Below are 19,824 nucleotides of genomic sequence, written 5' to 3'. Positions count from 1 at the left end.
TGTGGTTTGCGGAGACTTAGGTATTGCGTGCCTCACACCTTAACAAGGCGTTATGTACCTAAGGGGTAACTGGAATTATGAGTGATTTTGTTCGTAAGGTTGGTGAAAACTGGAGTCAGATTGGTGCTGGCGCTAGTATAAAACGTCAATCAGCTGGTGCGACGAATCATGTTTTTCGTATCCAATCCTCAGAGACTTATTATCTTAGAAAATATAGTGTTCGCAATGTTGCTAAGATCAAGTTAGAACATGAGCTGCTGAGAAAGTTATCGCAAAATTTGAATACTATAATTGCCCCTGTTTTGACGCGCGATCACCACTCCTTTTGTAAAATAGGTGATGAGTTTTATGCTCTATTTCCTGAAGCAAAAGGAACGTTAATCGAAAAAAGTGCTCTGTCTGAGTTTCATGCTTTTCAGTTGGGAAAAGCCCTTGCTGACCTGCATGTTCAACTCGCTTCCGAGGTTGGAAACGACTTTCCAACAATTGAGCTTTCTTGGGATAAAAGTGCTTGGGTCGATAGACTACAAAAAATAGTCGCTGCTATTGAAACAAATAGTGAATTTGATATGAATAACTCGGTGCTACGAAGAGTAAAACAACAGCGTGATTATCTAGCTAGCTCAGAAGCTACGCACTCATATACCCCGTTAACAAGCAGGCAATTAATCCACGGCGACTTTCATCATTTCAATGTCTTTTTTGATTCTAATTGCACAGTAAGCGATGTGATCGACTGGGATTTAGTGCAAAACATGCCTCCTGGTTATGAGTTGGCGAGAGCATGCATGTATATGTTCGATTTGGAGCTTCATAGGTCATTAGCTTTATTAAAAGGCTATCTGTCTGTCAAGCCTCTATCCCGATTAGAGCTTCACGATGGAGCAAAGGCGTGGGCTGTTTACGCCGACCACCATGTGTGGGCTTTGGAGGAAGTATTTTTAAAAAATAATACAGCGGCACAGAAGTTCATACCTCAAAGGGACTTTATCCCTTTTATGGAGCAGTGGTTCCAAATTGAAAGTGCCTTGTTTTGAGGCGGTACATAACAATCTGTTTAAGAGTGATTCGCAACGCGTGGCATTTTTTACTATGCGTTGGTTTTAGTGTTTAAGGTGGTATGCGGTAGCATCGGTATTACGTTGCTCACACCTTAACAGGGCGTTAGAACTTACTACTGAAAAATCATAGAGCGAGAAATGAAAGAGTTACTTTTATTATCAGCTTTGCTATTTGGAGCAAACGTTTTAGCACAAGAAAAAATCGACCTTGATAGCTCCTATTGGGAAATCGTTCCTAATGGTCATACTATAATTGAGGCTATTCATGGTGACCTAAATGGAGATGGTAGAGACGATATTGTTTTGATGATACAAGGTACAGACCAAAACAAAATGGTCACTGATGAGTACCGTGGTCAGTTAGATCTCAACCGAAGAGGAATTATTGTTGCTTTAAGAAATAACGACGAGTACGACGTCGTTGTTGAAAATGACAATTGCTTCTTTTCTGTTGATGAAGAAGGAAGGGCTGAAGAAATCTTAATGAGTATTACAAAAGGAAACTTACATATTGATTTTTTAGATGGTCGATTTGAGAACCAGTGGAGTTACAACTTCCGTTACCAAGATTCAGATCTTGAGTTAATCGGTTATGACGCAATGGCTAATCGAGGTCCTAGAGTGGAGGTAGTTACTAGTATTAATTACCTGACAAAAAAGATGCTCACTACAGAAAATGTTAGTGAGCTTGATGATGATGTCCCAATATTTAAAGAGAAGTGGTCAACCTTTGTTCTTGAACACAGATTTAAGTTAAGCCAAATCAGCGACTTTACTGAATTTGGTGATGGTGTACGAAATAGATAGATCCGCAGTGAGACGTAATTCTAACAAACTGTTTAAGAGTGATTCACAACGCGTGGCATTTTTACTATGCGTTGATTTTAGTGTTTAAGGTGGTTTGCGGCAGCTTTTGTATTGCGTTGTTCACACCTTAACAGGGCGTTATAAGCCCGAGTTTTACAGTGGAGAAAAATGGTTGGATAGCAATACAGTTACTGGGTTAGTTTTAGGGGCAGTTATTTCGTATGTACTTCCAAAAATATCGCCATACATTGATGCAAAGCTTAAGACGTTTGGTAATTTAGTTCGAGATAAGTGCTTTGACCCAATTCGAGGTATCTTCAGAAAAAGGCGTTTGAAAAAACTTAAGCAACTACGTATTACAAGGAAGAATAGCTCTGCGGTCACTTTTAAAATAGTATCTGCTCATATCTACTTTCTACTGTTCTGGGGCGTGATTTTCTTCTATGCCCATTTACTAATTCAAACGGATTACGCCAAATTGTTTGAAAGTAATTTTTGGTTTGGAATGCTCTTGTCTACTCCAATTTACTGTTTTGAGTTTGCGTGGCTTCGAGCAGATGGTCATGCAAAAGAACTTGTTAAGCAGCGAGGGCGTCTGGGCTTATAACAAACTGTTTAAGAGTGATTCGCAACGCGTGGCATTTTTACTATGCGTTGATTTAGGTGTTTAAGGTGGTATGCGGTGACTTCGGTATTGCGTTGCTCACACCTTAACAGGGCGTTAGCATACTTTGATAGGAGTTCAGATGACTACGATAGTCGAACAAATTGTTAATCGTGAAATTGACTCGGTCATCGTGTATGAATCTGACCAAGTTATAGCTTTTGCAGATCATGACCCAATCAACTTTGGACATATTTTAATCTGTCCTAAGACTCAATATTGTACTTTCATCGACCTGCCTGAGTCTGTGTTTTTAGAGATCACCGACGTTGCAAGAGATTTATATAAACGTATAGAAGCTAAGTTCAATCCCGATGGTATCGGCTTTATGCAAAACAATGGAGAGGCACCTCATTTCAACGAGCTCGATCACTACCATTTGCATATTTTCCCTAGGTTCCATGGCGACCAGTACGGTTGGGTTAGTAGTGAACTTGGAATTCAAACTATGGATAAACTAAGAGAATCACTTAAAGAACTATGAGCATTGAAAAATATGCTAACAAATTGTTCAAGAGTGATTCGGCACGCGTGGCATTTTTACCATGCGTTAGTTTTAGTGGTTAAGGTGCTATGCGGAGGCTTCGGTATTGCGTGGTTCACACCTTAATTGGGCGTTATGTTCTTGGAGGAAATGGTGGGCTATCAGAGGGATAGGGTAACTTTCAGCGTTTTCCATAAACTTGTTTTAACTATTTACAAGTGCCTAAAATTTAAGATGTTAGGCGAAACTGAAAGCTAGAGTGGCAGCAAATTTTGGTAGCCGATTGTTTGCGTGTTATTAGGTTTTGTAGTTTGGCTTACTGGCTAGCTTCCAAAGTTCAAATGTCGACATCTAATGATAAGCACAAGTTTTGGTCTACTCATATTTTGGGTATTGCGTCACAATACGCAGGTGATATGGGTGGTGCTGAAAGAGCATATTTACAAAGCCAAGATTACGGTTGTGAGCTTTCTTTGAGTTTTAGTTTACAACATTTGGGTAAATTAAACGTTGAGCTTGGTAACTATGAACTCGCTGAAAAGCAGTTTATTGAAGCATTGGCTATTCGAACGAAACTGAAGCGCACAGACTTAATCGATTCGACCAACCGAGCAATACAAGGGTTACAAAAGCTACGAACATAACAAACAGTTCAAGAGGGATTCAGCACGCGTGGCATTTTTGGTATGCGGTGGTTTCGGTGTTGAAGTGCTATGCAGTGGCTTGGTCATTGCGTGCTTCACCCCTTAACTGGGCGTTAGGTGCTTGAAGGAAAAGGTAAGTATGGAAATTGCTTTTCGGCAGATAAACATTGATGATTTCGAATTATGCGTTGCTGCGAGAAAAGATGCATACTTTTGTAGTTTTGGGCATTACGATGGTTTCGACGACTTCATCAGTGGTTATCGTGAACGCGTCTTAGACCGGTTAGCAACATCAGGATGGTTCTATATCCATATATTTGTGGATAGTCAGTTTGCAGGGCAGTTAGAGTTTCGTAGCTTTTCACCCGAGCCGGAGACTGGTTATGTGCATCTCATTTACTTAAAGCCGAATTTTCGTGGTTCAGGACTCGCTCTAAAAGTGCAGGATTATATTGTAAGCACTTTGAGTAAAGCGGGTTGTTTGCGTGCTGTACTTTCAGTAAGCCGAACTAACCATCGAGCTCTCACATTCTATAAGCGCCATGGTTGGGAGTTCGTGCGCAAGAATCCCAAGCACGATGAAACAGACTTTTACCAACTTTGGCTACGCACCTAACAAACTGTTCAAGAGGGATTCGCAACGCGTGGCATTTTTACTATGCGTTGATTTTAGTGTTTAAGGTGGTTTGCGGCGGCTTCGGTATTGCGTTGCTCACCCCTTAACAGGGCGTTATGTTTCCACGGACTCATCTGTGAAATGTATCGACTTTATTGCAGGTGAGACAGCGTTTTCATTGTCTTATAAGCTACTTGTTTTATATTCTTGCTTTTGTTCAATTTCATTGTCAAGGGGCCGCTATGAGCGAAGGAATACTTGAAAAGCGAAAAGGAAATTTTTGTCAGATACAAGGTTTCAAACCAAGCAGAAGATCTTTAAAAGCTATAGAAGAAATGAATCAAGTGATAGAAATGGGCAGTTTGTTGGAAAAAATAATCCCACTTTTGCCTTTTTATTCTATTTTTGCAGGTCGTAAAACGTACGATATAGTAACTATAGGTGCTGCTGGTTGGCAAGCAAACACTTATGATTGGGAAAACTTTCGTAAAGCTATGCTAGTAGTTCCGGCCGTAAAGAGAAGACGATTAGAGAATATTGCAAATTTACAACGACTTCACTCAAAGGGAAAAGAGTATGAATTTTGGACGTGTGTATACAATTCTTTATAGTTTAGTTTCCGTAAGTATTTTTCTCCCATCATATGTATCCGCGCAAGACTTTATTGTAGACATAGAAGATGCATATCGTAACCTAAAGTCGTCGTATGTCAGATTAAATAATGTAGTTGAATCTTGTTTGGATAAGAAAGCTCGAAAGATAGTAATAAGCGATACTTGGCTTAGATCTCAACCAATCGAAAAAAAGAAAGCTATTTTATTTTTTCTACAATATGAAGCAGAAAATAACTGTGTTAAACAGGCAGAACTGGAATACTTACAAGCAGCTTATAAGCTAGCCATACTGGGAGATTCTCAAGCGATAAATGAGTACATCCAGCTAAATAAGTTTGGTGCTATTAGTGAAGATATTCAAAATCAGATAAATAGTGTCGATCGAGAAGAGTTGTCTAGACTTTTAAAATTAGAGAAGTATCAAACTCCATTCGATATTTTCTCTGCTTTTTAGTAATGCGGAGAAAAGAAACATAACAAAGCATTTAAGCGTGATTCCCAACGCTTGGTATTTTCAGTTCAAGGTTGGGTTTCGTGTTTACGGCGCAATGGTTTTGGTTAGGTTGTAGCGTTGCTCACACCTTAATGCGGCGTTATGCTCTAGGAGGTAATTTTGCTCGATTTATTCAAAAAACTGCTTCTAATTAACCTCTCAGCGGCTCTTATTGTTATCGCTCTAGCTCAGTTTGTTCCATTCTTTGCTACGACTCAGTTGGTCGACTTTCTTTTCTTTGTTGTCATCATCATATGGATTTTAGCGAAGCTAATGTGGGAAGGTGGTGTCCATAGTAAGACGACTCGGTTAGATGATCCTAAAAGAGATAAAGTTTACAAAATGGTAGAAGGGCATGATTTCGAAAAAGACGAACGAGAGCACTATCGAATGAACTACCAAACAGGCTTAGTTTTCTTCATAGCCGGTCTACCGGCGTTTATTGCTTGTTTAGTCCTTCAATTTCTTTAAGTACGAGCATAACAAAGCGTTTAAGACAGATTCGCAACGCTCGGCATTTTTGGTTTGCTTTGAATTTAGAGTTTACGGCACAATGTTTAAGTCTGGTGGTGGCGTTGCTCACTACTTAACGCGGCGTTATGCTTAATCATGTAAAATCAGTGGTTTATGTTTTTCTCTGTTCCCTTGGCTGATTGGCTTTGTGCTCATCGGCAAGTTAGCTTCATTGGGCGCTGTTTTCTAGACATCAATTCTTTGGCGCTAAAAATTCGGAGAGTTGCCTCATTCGGTTACAGTGTAAGTGCGAGGTTAGGGCGGCTGGCTCAACCAGAAACCAGCTTTTAGTCAATAATTGTCCAAGCTTGAATTGTCAAAAGTCTAAGTCTGATTTTCAAAAATCATGAGTCATTTCAGTTTTCTAGATTTTGGCTTTTGTTTGTAAATTAAAGCCGAGTTAATCTTGTTTTTGGTAAAGTGTAACCCGTTGAAGCTTAAGCATAACAAGGCGTTCAAGAGGGATTCGTGCCGCGTGGCATTTTTGGTTTGCAGTGAGTCTTGTGGTGAAAGTGGTCTGCTGAAAGTAGGTTTATGCGGCACTCACCCCTTAACGCGGCGTTATAAATCAAGATTGAGATTCGTGTCTGAAAACAGAATATTAAGATGACTTTATTGGTATGTGATTTGTATCATATTTGCTTTGATTGAGGGAATAAGACATGAACGACATACCTGTTCTGAATAAATCTGCGGAAAGGAAGTTAAGCATTATCAATGATACACCTGCAATATTTACTATCGTTGATAGCGATAGCGCAGTCGGTAGAAAGCCATTATACGAAATTGATAGCTTCAGTGAAGTTGGGAAATGGTGCGGTTTGATAATTCATCAATCAAAGAAACATGGTGTAGACCCACGCCTAGTCGCAGCAATAATGTATATGGAAACTACTCATGGCTGGTATGATAAAGTCTATCCTTTGAGAAAAACCATACTGCCGATGAATCTACATTATTCATATTGGAAAGACATTGGCGTCACTAAAGAAGCCCTAGGCTGTCCTTACTACAATATTGAGTTCGGGTCGCTCTATTATCTAGAATACAGGCTCGTATTGAAAATCCGACGATAAGAAAAATAGCTACGATCTATAATTTTTTGGGTGCTGAAGTAGTTAGCGATTACGGTGCATGTGTAGCCAAGCTATATCTTGAGCAACCATGGAGCCCAGCCAAATGTGCCGTTTAAAACACTTTATCGTGTCTATTGTTGTTTCTAGTATTCTAGCTTGCATTCCCCTGTATATTGCAGTTAAACATAACTCAATGGGAGAGTTTTGTACTGCTAAATCTCTAGCTCTAAGTACTTGTAGGTATGACTTTAACTATATTTTTATGGTTTGGGGTAGTTGGTTTGTAATTATCTTTGTTTGTTTAATTGTGCTCACTTTTTTAATGCTAGTCGTCAAACGGCTCGTACAAAAACAGTGGCAATGATTTATAACAAACTGTTTAAGAATGATTCGCAACGCGTGGCATTTTCACTATGCGTTGGTTTTAGTGTTTAAGGTGGTATGCGGCGGCATCGGTATTGCGTTGCTCACCCCTTAACAGGGCGTTATGGCGCAGGGCAAAATTCAGCTAAGGAAGCTAGATGAGTGATAAAGTTAAAGTAGCCTTGCAGTGGCTCAAAGAAATCTTGGATGCAGAGGTTGTGGAGTATCAAATAGTAGGTGGATTAGCGGCAACTATTTATGGTGGAAGTCGGGAAGTCGCAGATATAGATCTTTATATTCGAAACTCAGACGCAGATAAAGTGTTATCGCATGTATCAAAATACATATCCAAACCGTTAACTCATTATGTCGAATATGGTTGGGATTTAGAGTATTTCCAATTGGTTTACCAAAATCAAAAAATTGAAATCGGTTTGTCTGAACATACTAAGATACAATCACATCAAGATGGCTCTTGGCACCAGCTTGAAATCTCCTTTTCAGAATCAGTTATTAAAAATTATCAAGGCATAGAGTTGCCAGTTATCCCAGTTCATCGTTTAGTCGAGTACAAGCGGATATTGGGCAGGGAAGTAGACCAAATTGACATACGAGAGCTAACGTTGAGCGTAGCTCCATAACAAATTGTTCAAGAGTGATTCGGCACGCGTGGCATTTTTACTATGCATTGGTTTTAGTGGTTAAGGTGTTATGCGGAAGCATTGGTATCGCGTGCCTCACACCTTAACAAGGCGTTATTGGAATTTAGATTTAGATATTTAACGTTAAAGGAGTAAAAATGAAATAAAAATCAAGATCTAAGGCGAAAAAACAGGAAACTTTCCCCTCTCATTATGTTGCTATAAATAGAGCAAAAAGGAGCTTTGAGCGTGCTAAAGATAGGCAAAGTGAAAGTTTCACTGAATTTGTAGAAGTCAAATAAAAGAGAAACGGTTTAAACATGGAGGTCAAAGTATACGTAACTAGGGTTCTCAGTGAGGAAAGAAAACTTAACAAAGACCTAGATTTATTAATTCATGACTTTAAGCCGTCACAAGCAAGGTCATCAGATATCATATTTTGGTAAAGAAGTCCCATATCATAGACCAGCTCCTGCAGCAGAAGATGTTGGGTTAATGCATATTCATATACTAGATAAAGTTAAAACGCTAAAACTTGGCTATATTAATACAAGTGATAGTGTCTTAATTTATACTGAGGATGCTACATGCATCAATACTTACTTTATAATCGATTTCTTGGTGGATGGTGCTCATGCGCCGGCGAGAAGACCCGAGTCTATGAGTTGGTTAATTGATAAGGTGGAAGCATTTAGGAATCAGAAATAATGAGTAAAGTTAAGATCAAAGCTACATGGTTTGAGGGTACAGAGCCTAGCGAAATTGGTGTCTACTTAGTTGCAATAAGACATCTTAGTGGTTTTGGCTCGTATGACTACTTATACTGGGATGGTAAATGTTGGTTGAATAAAACGACTTCTGATATTGTCGGCTGGTCGCCAATATCTGACATGCTGACACAACTAGATGCTGGTTGGCCTACTGGTGACTTAGAAACAGATATAGAGTTTGAAAAATACAAGAAACAACATGGTGGTAAGTGTGATGATGATTTCATCGAAGTAGAGTAGCCCATAATAAATTCAAATAACAAAGCATTTAAGAGTGATTCCCAACGCATGGCATTTTTCACTCCATCGTTGGGTTTTGTCTTTATGGTGGTCTGGTTAAGTTTCGTGGTAGCGTTGCTCACACCTTAATGCGGCGTTAGTTTACATGGATAAACTCTCACCCTAATTATGCTTCTAAGGTGAAAATCGTGTTATTTCAGATGATTCTGGGGTAGCTGTGATTGACCTAATACAGCAACAACTAAGATAAAGTTATCTTCTTTGGTGAAATAAGCTGTGTGTTTTCCTATCGGGAAATAAAAGCCATTTGGGTACATCTCGTCACAACTTCTTCCTAAATCTGGATTATCAGCTAGCATCTGAAACCCTGATAGCAGAGTATCTTTACTGTTTTTGCTGATTTTTACTGGCTCGCGTTGTGCGCTTAGAAGTAGTTCGTCGAAATTTTGTTTGGCATCATTGGCTGTTAATGTATGCATGGCCAGTTCCCAATTGAGTGTACAGTTAGATCATAATGTATCGCATGAAATGTTCAATTTAATTAAATCGCGTGATTCGTGCGAAATGTAAACTAACAAACTGTCTAATATTGATTCTCAACTCGTGGCATTAACTGGGCGTTGAGCTCAGTGATTAAATCGGTATGCGGCGGCTTTTGTATTGCGTTGCTCAACTCCAAAAGGTCATTAATACTCAAAGGTCAAATATGGATATTTACCCAGAAATCGAGTTATCTAAAGCGCAGCATAATGCAATTGAAGCTCTTAGAAACAAGTCGTTTCCTGAACACCAAGTTACTCGCTCTTACTATAAGCAACTCCCGCATATGAGAGTTCTGAATTACGAAGGTGATCAGTTAGTTGGTTACATGGGATTAGACTACAGAGCTGTTCGCGTTGGTGATGAAATTTATAAAGTATTAGGTGTGAGTGACTTTTGTGTCGAGAGCACAGTTCAAAGACAAGGTATTGGCACAACAATGTTGTCTCAACTCAGCGAGTATGCGTCCACTAAAGATGTCGACTTCATCATTTTAGTCTCCGATTTGGAGCGTTTTTATCTGGCTAATGGTTATCAGCGCCTTAACTCTCTAAGTTCTTGGTTGCGAGTTCACGAACATAAAAATTACGGTGTTGCTGTAGAGCAACTAGATGATTTATATGTTAAACCTATCAGCGGCAAAACTTGGGCTTTTGGTCATATAGATTGGTTAGGGTATATGTATTAGTCTGTAGTGGGCTAATAATTGGTTCACAACAAGAGTGGTTACACATGGCATTTTCACTATGAGTTGATTTAAGTGATGTGGGGCAGTTTTGTATTGTGATACTCTCTCCTTAATAATGTGCTGTAATTCTTAGGAAGCAAAAGGTTTAATTTATGAAATGTAGAGTACTAGTAACCAGCATAAGTATTGCTCTTTGTAGTGTAGGAGAGGCCGCGAATCCACTAAGTATTCAAAGCGATGAGCAACTGTTTAAAAACTTCGCTCTCTCATCTTGCATTGCGACTAATTACAAAGGATCAGCTGTTGCGAAAGATGCGATAACGGCGATGCAAGGCTACAGAGAGTTTTCCGAGCTTCCTTTGGAGTCACTCTTTGGGGTTAGCGAGCTATTGGAAAAATATGATATGGCTATTTACAAATCAAAAAATGGTAACGTGATCAAATTGGCCTACTGTATAGACTTTTCTAATTCAGACGATGTTCATAAGCTATACATTAATGCGAAATCAGAGTTATAACAAACTGCTCAAAGTTGATTCGCAACGTGTGGTATTTTTACGGCGCAATACGTTGAGTGATTAAGATGATTTTTAGTGGCTTCTGTATTGAATTACTCATCTCTTAGCGGGGCATTATGCGGTGATGTAAATATGAAGATATTTTTAATAGTAGCAACACTCGTTCAGTTTACTCTCCTGAGTTTCTCGAAATACTATTGCTCAATTGCAAATGAGGTGCTTAGAAAGGCGGTGGAAACTAAAGAGAGTAATTTTCTATCTTTCCTTGATAAGTATGATTATTACAATGACTTAGATAATTATCTAGGCTTAGCGTCCGCTACAGTGTGGGTTATGGTCGTGCTCGTGATAAAGTTGAAAAATGTATCAAGCACCGACATGGCTCATGTGGCTGTTTGTTTGCCGTTATTTTTTCATATGGTTTTGATGTCGATGTAGTTTCAATAGTTGTGGTTGGGTGATTAGGTACAACAAACGGTTCAGGCTAGCGTACCATACATGGCATTTCCAATTAGCGTTGCTTATACGTTACGAGAGCGTTTTCCCACAGGAGTAATATGTGATTGTAGTAGCAAGGTTTTCTTTTCCTCATGAAGCTCATATTGCGAGAGCAAGCCTAGATAGTGTCGGAATAGAAAGTTACATCGCTGACGAGCACACGGTAAATACTCAGTGGCTTTATTCAAATGCAATAGGCGGCGTCCGTCTGATGGTGGCCGAAAGTGATGCAGAAGATGCGAAACAAATACTTAGTAGCGATTTCTCAGAATCATTGGGAAATGAAGTTGACGTTGATGAAGAAAAAGACGTTTGCTCTAAATGTGGTAGTAAAGATCTATTTGCAATTACAAAAGGTAAACGCCCAGCTTTCTTAGTTTTTATTTTACTGGGTTTTCCACTGTTTTTTTACAAGCATGGTTATAAGTGTAAGCAGTGTGGGGAGTTTAGTGAAAAACTTTAAATCTTTAGATAACAAGGTATTAAAGAGATAATTTGTACTCGTAGTATTTTTACGATGAGTTATGTCGAGTGCCTATACAAGAAGTCAGAGTTACTGCTTGCTTACAAGCAAAGCATTATACGATAGTGAAGGAATAACATTGAATGAGTGAAATTAAAACAATAGAGCAGTTAAAAGAAATTTACGCAGAGCCAAGTGCGAGAGCTAAAAATAAAGCGCTGCCTGTGCTGGATGTTCATGCGATTACATTAATTAATAACTGCCATTTTGCAGTTCTAAGTACCGCTGATTCACAAGGGTATATCGATCTCTCTCCTAAAGGAGGGGAGCCTGGCTTCGTAAAAGTTTTAGATGAATCAACATTGTTGCTCCCTGATAGCTCGGGGAACAATCGTATAGATAGTCTAAAAAATATCATTAGTAACCCCAAGGTAGGGTTGTTATTGATGGTAAATGGTATTGATGAAGTGCTCCGTATTAAAGGAATCGCAAGTATTCACACCGACTCCAACTTGATATCTGCTTGCCCCGATGGAAGTAAAGATCCTAAGGTTGTTATCAAAATAGTCATAGAGAGTATGTACTTTCATTGTGCGAAAGCGGTGATGAGAGGGAAACTTTGGTCTGATGACTATAAAGTAAATCGCTCAATTCTCCCTTCATTAGCTCAAATCTTTAAAGATCAACAAAAGTTAGAAAGTAAAGCGCTTAATCAAGAAGAGATGTTGAAATATTACCAATCTAGCCTTTAGAACGAGCGTGGTAATATATTGAAAAGATAGAAAAATCAGGTTCGACCGTACTATGAGGAAGTATGGATTAGGTTTAGTGGGGATGTTACTGTCTCAATAGCGTTAGTTCACAAATAAACAATTGTTAGTCCAAATTTTAAAATGAAAAATGCAGGAAAATTTACTCTAGAAAATTACGTTTTGGCTAGTCCGGGAGTTAGGTGTGTTGGACAAATGATTGATCTTTTTGTCAGTTTTAGCATTTTTACTCTCGTTTTATGGGTCGGCTTAGAAATCGGTATTGAAAAAGAGCTTGTGCGCGCTATAGCAGTAACTGCGACTGTATCGTATTACCTTTTTTCTGATTGTTTACCAAATGGTCAAAGTGTGGGTAAAAAACTTTTGGGCATTGCAGTTATAAGTGCAAGAACGGGTAAAAAGTGCAATATTTTTCAGTCGCTCTTTCGAAATGTTATTACTCCATTCTTCGGTTTTATTGACTCAATTTTCATTCTTGGTAAAAAGAGGCAACGTCTCGGTGATAAGTTAGTGAGAACGGTGGTGGTAGTGCACTAAATTGATAGCGCTGAGGACTAGGGTTCAAGTCGGGCTTTGTTTTCGTGGTGGAACAGCCTCGCTTAGGAGGTAGCGTTACTCACATACTTAATGTAGCGTTGTAAGAAAATTGGTATTGGAGTCCAAGTTTTATGTCAGAAAAAGAGAAAATGTTAGCAGGTGAGCTTTATGACCCAAGTGATGAAGAGTTATTAAAGTTAAGGTTGAGCGCTAGGTTACTAACTGAAAAATTGAATGCCACGTCTGTTGAGCATAAACAAAAGCGAGTTCAAATAACTAAGCGCTTGTTCGGCACAACAGGGGACGATATTCATGTTGAATCTTCTTTCAATTGCGACTACGGATCCAACATTCACGTTGGAGATAATTTTTACGCTAATTTTGGTTGTGTGATTTTGGATGTTGCGGAAGTTAAGTTTGGTGATAACTGTTTACTTGGGCCTCAAGTTGGCATTTATACTGCGACTCATCCCTTAGATCCTATCGAGAGGAACAGTGGTTTAGAGCTAGCAAAGCCCATAAACATTGGTGACAATTGTTGGATAGGTGGCCATGCCGTAATCAACCCTGGCGTAACACTTGGGAACAACGTGGTGGTAGCCTCTGGCGCAGTCGTTACAAAGAGTTTTAGAGACAATGTCGTTGTTGGTGGCAACCCAGCCAGAGTACTGAAGGAAATCGTCACTAAGTGATAATAAAGTATATGGACTATTTTGAGCCTGAGTTTAGGACTTGTGATCAACTCACCCCAAGCTTTGATGCGTTCAACGGTTACTTGTTGACGCACTTGAATGTCTAAAATTTGCTTCAATATAGAGTCGTTACACGTGGCGCTTTTGTCGTGCGTTGAGCTTGTTTAAAAGTCTCATACGAAATCATTTGTATTACGTGTCTCATACTTTTATTGGATTTTCGTCACCAATAACAAACCAAAAGGCTGACCCCAAAATGTTAGTAACAAAGATTGAAACGGAACGATTAATTCTAAGAGAGCTAGTTGAAGATGATGCAAGCGAATTGTTTGACATCTTCTCAGACCATGAGGTCATGAAATATTGGAACTCTGGCCCTTGGGTTTCAATTGAAGAAGCGCGGACATTTATAGCCAAGAGTACACAGGCCATGAATAGCAATACAGAAGTGACACTAGGCATCTTCCTAAAGAGCAATGGCCAACTTCTGGGTAAGATAATGCTGTTTAATCACGTGAAAGAGTCTAGGCGCGCAGAAATTGGCTTTGGCGTTAGTCGTCATTTCTGGGGTAAAGGCATTGTATTAGAGGCGGGAACTGCATTAATCGAACACGCATTCAAAACACTGAATCTACGTCGAATCGAGGCTGAGATAGATCCAGACAATGCTTCTTCAGGTAAAGTCTTGGAACGGTTAGGTTTTATAAAGGAAGGTTTCCTAAGGCAGCGTTGGGAAGTGAATGGAGTAGTCTCAGATTCCGCAATTTACGGGTTGTTAGCTAAACCCCTGGACAGCGTTTAGTACCCGGCCTTAAAAGCATCTAATAGATCTAGCCTGCTCGTACTCAATACACAGCCTTACACTTGACGGCGAGGTTTCTTGAATTGACTTGGTGGTCACTGAATGTACTATCAAGGATAGGACTTACTGCAAGGATAGCAGCATGAGCGAGAAATTATTTTGGGTTAATCCCTACCAAACAGAACTTAACTCAAGAGTGACCAATGTAGACGGAAATAAGGTTGAATTGGACCAGACTATCTTCTTTGCAGAGTCTGGAGGCCAAGAGAGTGATAAAGGAACGATTAATGGTATTCCGGTTTTGATTGCTCAAAAGTTAGGTGTTCGACTTATTTACACATTGGAATCCTCTCCAAATTTTACTCTTGGTGACATTGTAACTACGAATATTGATTGGAAGCGTAGATACGCCTTAATGAAGCTACACTTTGCGGCTGAAGTGGTGCTCGAGATGTTTTATCAGCGTCGGGAAGGCATTGTTAAGATAGGCGCGCATATTTCTGAAAATAAGAGTCGCATAGATTTCGAGTGGTCTGAAAGTATTGGCCCGCTATTGAAACTGATGTGCAAGATTTGATTAACTCTGATTCAGTTATTATTAGTGACTTTTCCGATCAAGAGAGCGAAAGAAGGTATTGGAGAGTGGATGGGTTTGCGCAAGTACCTTGCGGTGGCACTCATTTAAAGCGCACATCAGAAGTCGGCCAAATTCAATTAAAACGCAAGAACATCGGTAAAGGCAAAGAAAGGGTAGAGATAACCTTATGCTCGTAAGTCGATAGGGCATTAGAAATAGATTCCTAACACGTGGCATTTTAATTCATGGTGAGATTCACATTTGCGATATGATGGTTGAGATTGAGGGCGTGTTGGCTACTTCTTAACGAAAGGTTACAGGGGCGAGAGGATGATATGTCGAAAGTAACATTGAAAGGCTTTATTTTAGTTCCGGAAAAGGATTTAGAATTAGTAAAACATGCGTTAATAACTCACAAAAGGCTCACGTTAGAAGAGCCGGGCTGCCTTACTTTTCTTGTGACTCAAAGCTCGACTAATCCTTTTCGTTTTGATGTCTATGAGGAGTTCGTCGACAAAGCCTCTTTTAAGCAACATCAGGAAAGAGTTCAAGCCTCACATTGGGGAAAAGTAACTGCCAATGTTAAACGTCAATACGAAATCTTTGAATGTGTGCATGACTAATCGAATCGGAGTGATTTAGAGCGTTTACACTTTGCTTTTCATGTTGCTCTACGCTCTACTATGTTGCTTTATTCAGCTATTCACCTGGCTTAGTGTTCTTAATACTTTGCCGTATTAAATCTAGAAATTTTAATGGAAGTGTTATGTTTAGAGTTGTGTATGAATGGCGTGTGCCAAGTGAAAAAATGGATGAGTTTCAAAATATATGGCGTTCGACGACAGATTCAATTCATCAGTCAGTAGAAGGGGCGCTTGGTAGTTTTATGCTTCGTTCTTACGATGTACCGGAAAAGGTTTTAACTATTGCCAAGTGGCGAACACGTGAAGACTGGGAGCGGTTTTGGGGAACTAGTAACCCAGAAAAAATGAAGAAGATGAGTGAAATTGCAGAGCGTATTTCAGTTGAACCATTCGATGAAATTGAAGATAGAACTAAGTAGGGCAATAGAAACGTTAAAGTGATGCCTAATGAACAGTTTGGCGGACAATATGAAAGACAACCTTAACCAAGGAATAGGGTTATGCAGATTTTAATCGTTGGAGGTAGTAAGGGTCTAGGAAGGTTCTTGGCTACGAACTTACAGGGTACAGAAATTTATGCGATTTCTAGATCAAAGCTAGTTGAGGAGGGAGTCGCTTCTGCTTGTATTGACGTTGATCCCGGTAAAAAGCCAGATTATACGTGCTTCAAAGGTGTAGAGTTTGACATCATAGTTTATTTGGCGTCCATGTGGGGAGAGTCTTCAGAATTGACAACAAACGAACTGATTGAGTTTATGAATGTTGGCCCGATTGGGTATCTTAATTTAGTCAATGAGCTTAACGCTTTAGGTTCACTTAACGATAAATGCAATATTGTATCTATTGGCTCTACAGCAGAGCTTTCAGAAAGTAGTGAATACCCTGCATTCGCCCTCAGTAAAAGATTACTCAAAGATATTTCTAGCCAGCTGCAAAACGTTTATCGTGATTACCGCTTTACTCACTTTACAATAGGTGGGATCGGGCATGCTGAAGAGGAACGTATTGAGTATTCGAGTGTTTTGGAGATTATAAATATGCTAACCAAGCTTGATCCAAACACATACCTTTCAAATATGCATATAAAGTCCAAGCTAGGAATGTAGCTCTCAAGCTGTATTACGTACCTGCTTCTATGGTTTGGCATCATGTGCATTCTTTTTATTGAGCTATGGTTATAACTCCAATGAAAGGAGTTTACTTATGTCATACATTGATGGGTTTGTCGCTGCAGTGCCGACAGCGAATAAAGAAAAGTATATCGCACACGCAAAAATAGCAGCAGAAATGTTCAGGGAGTTTGGGGCCTTAAAGGTTGTTGAGACGTGGGGGAGTGAAGTACCAGATGGTGAGATCACATCATTTCCCATGGCAGTTAACGCTGAAAGCAACGAAACCGTTGTGTTTTCGTGGGTAGTCTGGCCTTCAAAAGAAGTTCGGGACTCATTCGAGGATCATGGGTGATCCTCGAATGAGTCCAGACAATAACCCAATGCCCTTTGATGGAAAGCGTCTCATTTATGGCGGATTTGATGTTATTTTGGAGCAGTAAAATACCAAAGAATCTCAACTCGATTCGTGACACTTGGTGTTTTAATCAGTATTACGCTTCTGATGTACGTTCAATAGAGTATTCCGCGATAAGTGTTGATAAAACTCCACTTGGAGGCTTAGAGTAAAAATGGAAGAGATAAATTATTCACTGATTGTCGTATCAGCTATCGCTGCCATCGCTAGCCCCGGACCTGCAACTCTTGCGATAGCAGGCACGTCAATGAACCACGGTCGACGCTTTGGAGGGTATTTGGCTGCAGGTGTTTTAACGGGGTCTTTATTTTGGTCAACCTCAGCCGCTTTTGGTCTCGCAACCATACTCTATAGCAATGTTTGGCTTTTTGAAATTCTTAGATATTGTGGGGCATTTTATCTTTTATTTTTGGCTTTAAAGTCCGTACATTCTGCCTGCAACATCGAGCAGCTAAAGTTACCCAAAACATACGTAACGACAGAGAAGGGTAACTACTTAACCGGAGTGTTAATTCACTTAACTAACCCAAAAGCTATTCTGTTTTTTGGTGCGCTTTATTCGATAGGGGTTCCTCCTACGGCCAGTCCGTTGGAATTGTTGTCGGTCATTTTTGTTGTAGGGCTGGTTAGTGCTTTGGTTTTCTTTGGCTATGCTTTTCTTTTCGCGTATAAAAAGGTCAGGCAAACCTATCTCAGATCCAAAGCAGTTTTTGAAGGCGTGTTCGCGTTATTTTTTGGTGTGGCAAGTATTAAGTTGCTGCTTAGTGAGGCAGGAAAATGAAGCAAAAAAGGCTTGAAGAAATAAGAATAGATAATCTATCTGATTTGACGGTCTATTAAGTATACTAAGTGGCCGATTTGTTAACTTCCATAAGAGCTGCTGGCTAGAAAAAGCTTACAACCAAACGATGCTAAATATTATCATTCAAAGGGCTAACAAAGGCCCATAATTTAATTCGTATCACTGTTCATGATTGTGCTCTTCGCGCAGTGCTGTAGTATTAGTAACGTGTTGTTAATACTAAATATAACCAATTGAAACCTGGACGTTGCATTACTTGTAGTTCGATGAAATGTTATCCCGCAAGACGTTAATTTGGAGAAAAGAATGGATTCAAACTCACTATTATTATTTGTTGTCGCTTGTCTCGCTATCAACATGATTCCTGGACCTGATGTAATTTATATTGTTTCCAATACAATGAAAGGTAAATTATCTGCTGGGTTGAAAGCGGCTCTGGGGCTTGGTATTGGTTACTTTTTTCATACACTAGCGGCATGTTTAGGTTTGTCAGCAATAATTCTGAGTTCATCTTTGGCTTTTAGCGTTGTTAAATGGTTAGGGGCCGCTTACCTAGTTTATTTAGGTGTTCAGTCATTACTGTCTATGTGGCGTGGAGAAAGTAAAATCGTTGAAAACAAAAATGTTGATAATAATAAAAATGTGTTTGTTCAGGGGGTTATCGTCAGCGTCTTGAATCCAAAAGTAGCGCTATTCTTTCTCTCGTTTCTGCCTCAATTTATTGATACGTCTGCAAGCTCAACATCAATGCAATTATTAGTACTTGGCTTGCTGTTCAGCGTACTTGCGACGACATGTAACGTTTTGTACGCCTCTGTGGGTAATTGGGTATTTAGTCGTCCACACTCTCAGCGTTATTCAAGAACTCTTGAAGGTGTTTCAGGTATTCTACTTATCAGTCTAGCGAGTAAAGTGGCATTTAGTGATCGTTAGATACAGGGCATTTTATTCTCGTGATTATTATATGGCTAATGTTTGCTCAATCTATACGCTAAATGAGTGCTATTGCATAGGTTGAATCACAAATTTCAAAAATACCAATAAGTGAACGTATTTATTTATAGTATGGTTGGCGCGATTTTATCGTAGCTAGGTTAATAACATGAAAAATAAAGTAATTCTGTGTTCCGCATTCCTTTTGGGTTTGTCAGGTTGTGCTTCTGTTCCTACTGTTGATTCGACAGTATCAAATCAAATGAAATCATTTGAAGCACCTCAAAAGGGGAACGCAGGGATTTACATTTACCGAGAAGATGCTTTTGTCGGAGCAGCACTTAAAAAGTATGTTTACGTCGATGGAGAATGTATTGGTGAAACCGCTCCTGGTGTGTTTTTCTACCATGAGGTCGAAGGCAATAAAGAACATCAAGTAAGTACAGAGTCTGAGTTTTCTGAAAATCACTTAACTATCTTAACGGAAGAGGGCCGTAATTATTTCGTTAATCAATACATTAAAATGGGTGTATTTGTTGGTGGTGCGGGCGTAGAACTCGTAGACGAAAGCAAAGGTAAAGCAGAAGTACTAAAAGTCGACATGGCAGAAAAAGGAAACTGTTCTTCGATCTAGTTTTACAAACAGACCGCTTTTTAGATTAAAAAACACATTATCAATGTAACCCAACGCTTGATGAGATCCATTCAGCGTTGGGTTTTGTATTTTTGGCAAACAGTATACCTATTTCAGACCGCATGATTTGCCACCTCCTAGCTTGAGCCCACTTATTGTTCAAAGAATCTACTTGTGAAACGTGAATTTTCGAGAGGATTTCGTAGGGAGCAA

The 19,824-nt window shown here is 39.5% G+C and carries 27 protein-coding genes and 2 pseudogenes; 28 read left to right on the top strand and 1 reads right to left on the bottom strand.

Annotated elements, in window-relative coordinates:
- The first annotated feature begins 77 nt into the window (after positions 1–77).
- The 13 genes from R7044_RS09635 (at position 78) to R7044_RS09560 (ending at position 8,986) form a co-directional block, all read left to right on the top strand.
- Positions 78–1,037 carry a phosphotransferase gene (locus tag R7044_RS09635; protein ID WP_033907124.1) on the top strand — a complete coding sequence of 320 codons (960 nt, stop codon included), beginning with the start codon at positions 78–80 and terminating at the stop codon, positions 1,035–1,037.
- Positions 1,038–1,199: 162 nt separating this feature from the next.
- Positions 1,200–1,868 (top strand): hypothetical protein, encoded by a 669-nt coding sequence (locus tag R7044_RS09630; RefSeq protein ID WP_025769008.1) that lies wholly within the window; start codon positions 1,200–1,202, stop codon positions 1,866–1,868.
- 172 nt (positions 1,869–2,040) lie between these two features.
- Complete coding sequence (locus R7044_RS09625; protein WP_029853527.1) at positions 2,041–2,475, top strand: hypothetical protein; 435 nt, start codon at positions 2,041–2,043, stop codon at positions 2,473–2,475.
- Between the two features lie 139 nt (positions 2,476–2,614).
- Complete coding sequence (locus tag R7044_RS09620) at positions 2,615–3,016, top strand: HIT family protein (protein WP_172563193.1); 402 nt, start codon at positions 2,615–2,617, stop codon at positions 3,014–3,016.
- 311 nt (positions 3,017–3,327) lie between these two features.
- The gene (locus tag R7044_RS09615) at positions 3,328–3,660 is read left to right on the top strand and encodes a tetratricopeptide repeat protein (RefSeq protein WP_225455504.1); all 333 of its coding nucleotides are present in this window, start codon (positions 3,328–3,330) and stop codon (positions 3,658–3,660) included.
- 139 nt (positions 3,661–3,799) lie between these two features.
- A complete protein-coding gene (locus tag R7044_RS09605; protein ID WP_225455503.1) occupies positions 3,800–4,276 on the top strand; it encodes a GNAT family N-acetyltransferase in 477 nt (158 codons plus the stop codon).
- A 242-nt stretch (positions 4,277–4,518) separates the two neighbouring features.
- Positions 4,519–4,887: a hypothetical protein gene (locus R7044_RS09600; RefSeq protein WP_050550124.1), complete on the top strand. Its 369-nt coding sequence runs from the start codon at positions 4,519–4,521 to the stop codon at positions 4,885–4,887.
- Positions 4,853–5,344: a hypothetical protein gene (locus R7044_RS09595; protein WP_033907468.1), complete on the top strand. Its 492-nt coding sequence runs from the start codon at positions 4,853–4,855 to the stop codon at positions 5,342–5,344. The genes R7044_RS09600 and R7044_RS09595 overlap by 35 nt, the downstream gene beginning before the upstream one ends.
- A 159-nt stretch (positions 5,345–5,503) precedes the next feature.
- Positions 5,504–5,854 carry a hypothetical protein gene (locus R7044_RS09590; protein WP_033907469.1) on the top strand — a complete coding sequence of 117 codons (351 nt, stop codon included), beginning with the start codon at positions 5,504–5,506 and terminating at the stop codon, positions 5,852–5,854.
- Positions 5,855–6,558: 704 nt separating this feature from the next.
- Positions 6,559–6,972, top strand: coding sequence for a hypothetical protein (locus R7044_RS09580; protein ID WP_033907470.1), 414 nt, complete (start codon positions 6,559–6,561; stop codon positions 6,970–6,972).
- Positions 6,973–7,493: 521 nt separating this feature from the next.
- Positions 7,494–7,976 (top strand): MazG-related protein, encoded by a 483-nt coding sequence (locus R7044_RS09570; protein ID WP_172563212.1) that lies wholly within the window; start codon positions 7,494–7,496, stop codon positions 7,974–7,976.
- 396 nt (positions 7,977–8,372) lie between these two features.
- On the top strand, positions 8,373–8,684 hold the full coding sequence (locus tag R7044_RS09565; RefSeq protein ID WP_198039106.1) for a type II toxin-antitoxin system YafO family toxin: 312 nt from the start codon (positions 8,373–8,375) through the stop codon (positions 8,682–8,684).
- Positions 8,684–8,986 carry a hypothetical protein gene (locus tag R7044_RS09560; RefSeq protein ID WP_033907473.1) on the top strand — a complete coding sequence of 101 codons (303 nt, stop codon included), beginning with the start codon at positions 8,684–8,686 and terminating at the stop codon, positions 8,984–8,986. The genes R7044_RS09565 and R7044_RS09560 overlap by 1 nt, the downstream gene beginning before the upstream one ends.
- 191 nt (positions 8,987–9,177) lie before the next feature.
- Here R7044_RS09560 and R7044_RS09555 read toward each other — a convergent pair whose 3' ends face one another.
- Positions 9,178–9,465 carry a type II toxin-antitoxin system RelE/ParE family toxin gene (locus tag R7044_RS09555; RefSeq protein ID WP_081886442.1) on the bottom strand — a complete coding sequence of 96 codons (288 nt, stop codon included), beginning with the start codon at positions 9,463–9,465 and terminating at the stop codon, positions 9,178–9,180.
- A 227-nt stretch (positions 9,466–9,692) separates the two neighbouring features.
- On the opposite strand from R7044_RS09555, the gene R7044_RS09550 reads away from it, so the two are divergent.
- From R7044_RS09550 to R7044_RS09480, 15 genes and pseudogenes are all read left to right on the top strand, one after another.
- Entirely contained in the window at positions 9,693–10,214 is a 522-nt protein-coding gene (locus R7044_RS09550; RefSeq protein ID WP_033907474.1) for a GNAT family N-acetyltransferase, read from the top strand.
- 152 nt (positions 10,215–10,366) lie between these two features.
- Complete coding sequence (locus R7044_RS09545; RefSeq protein WP_050550125.1) at positions 10,367–10,732, top strand: T6SS amidase immunity protein Tai4 family protein; 366 nt, start codon at positions 10,367–10,369, stop codon at positions 10,730–10,732.
- Positions 10,733–11,291: 559 nt separating this feature from the next.
- The gene (locus R7044_RS09540) at positions 11,292–11,693 is read left to right on the top strand and encodes a DUF2007 domain-containing protein (protein WP_033907476.1); all 402 of its coding nucleotides are present in this window, start codon (positions 11,292–11,294) and stop codon (positions 11,691–11,693) included.
- A 143-nt stretch (positions 11,694–11,836) separates the two neighbouring features.
- The gene (locus R7044_RS09535; protein WP_033907477.1) at positions 11,837–12,445 is read left to right on the top strand and encodes a pyridoxamine 5'-phosphate oxidase family protein; all 609 of its coding nucleotides are present in this window, start codon (positions 11,837–11,839) and stop codon (positions 12,443–12,445) included.
- Positions 12,446–12,586: 141 nt separating this feature from the next.
- Positions 12,587–13,000 carry an RDD family protein gene (locus tag R7044_RS09530; protein ID WP_033907478.1) on the top strand — a complete coding sequence of 138 codons (414 nt, stop codon included), beginning with the start codon at positions 12,587–12,589 and terminating at the stop codon, positions 12,998–13,000.
- 131 nt (positions 13,001–13,131) lie between these two features.
- Complete coding sequence (locus tag R7044_RS09525) at positions 13,132–13,692, top strand: sugar O-acetyltransferase (RefSeq protein ID WP_005377080.1); 561 nt, start codon at positions 13,132–13,134, stop codon at positions 13,690–13,692.
- Between the two features lie 256 nt (positions 13,693–13,948).
- A complete protein-coding gene (locus R7044_RS09520) occupies positions 13,949–14,494 on the top strand; it encodes a GNAT family N-acetyltransferase (RefSeq protein ID WP_025768089.1) in 546 nt (181 codons plus the stop codon).
- Between the two features lie 142 nt (positions 14,495–14,636).
- Positions 14,637–15,268, top strand: a pseudogene (locus tag R7044_RS09515) (alanine--tRNA ligase-related protein).
- 138 nt (positions 15,269–15,406) lie between these two features.
- The gene (locus tag R7044_RS09510; protein ID WP_005377083.1) at positions 15,407–15,694 is read left to right on the top strand and encodes a putative quinol monooxygenase; all 288 of its coding nucleotides are present in this window, start codon (positions 15,407–15,409) and stop codon (positions 15,692–15,694) included.
- Positions 15,695–15,837: 143 nt separating this feature from the next.
- The gene (locus tag R7044_RS09505) at positions 15,838–16,134 is read left to right on the top strand and encodes an antibiotic biosynthesis monooxygenase family protein (protein WP_033907479.1); all 297 of its coding nucleotides are present in this window, start codon (positions 15,838–15,840) and stop codon (positions 16,132–16,134) included.
- An 81-nt stretch (positions 16,135–16,215) separates the two neighbouring features.
- Positions 16,216–16,821 carry a hypothetical protein gene (locus R7044_RS09500; RefSeq protein ID WP_017821464.1) on the top strand — a complete coding sequence of 202 codons (606 nt, stop codon included), beginning with the start codon at positions 16,216–16,218 and terminating at the stop codon, positions 16,819–16,821.
- A 97-nt stretch (positions 16,822–16,918) separates the two neighbouring features.
- Positions 16,919–17,267 (top strand): annotated as a pseudogene (locus tag R7044_RS09495) (DUF1428 domain-containing protein).
- Between the two features lie 129 nt (positions 17,268–17,396).
- Entirely contained in the window at positions 17,397–18,023 is a 627-nt protein-coding gene (locus R7044_RS09490; protein ID WP_017821466.1) for a LysE family translocator, read from the top strand.
- Between the two features lie 327 nt (positions 18,024–18,350).
- Positions 18,351–18,977: a LysE family translocator gene (locus R7044_RS09485; protein ID WP_033907480.1), complete on the top strand. Its 627-nt coding sequence runs from the start codon at positions 18,351–18,353 to the stop codon at positions 18,975–18,977.
- Positions 18,978–19,146: 169 nt separating this feature from the next.
- Positions 19,147–19,611 (top strand): DUF2846 domain-containing protein, encoded by a 465-nt coding sequence (locus R7044_RS09480; protein ID WP_005377099.1) that lies wholly within the window; start codon positions 19,147–19,149, stop codon positions 19,609–19,611.
- Positions 19,612–19,824: the final 213 nt, after the last annotated feature.

The organism is Vibrio sp. 1402 (genome assembly GCF_033340275.1).
Note: the sequence above shows the minus strand (reverse complement) of the source record. Positions and strands in the feature narration are given on the sequence as shown.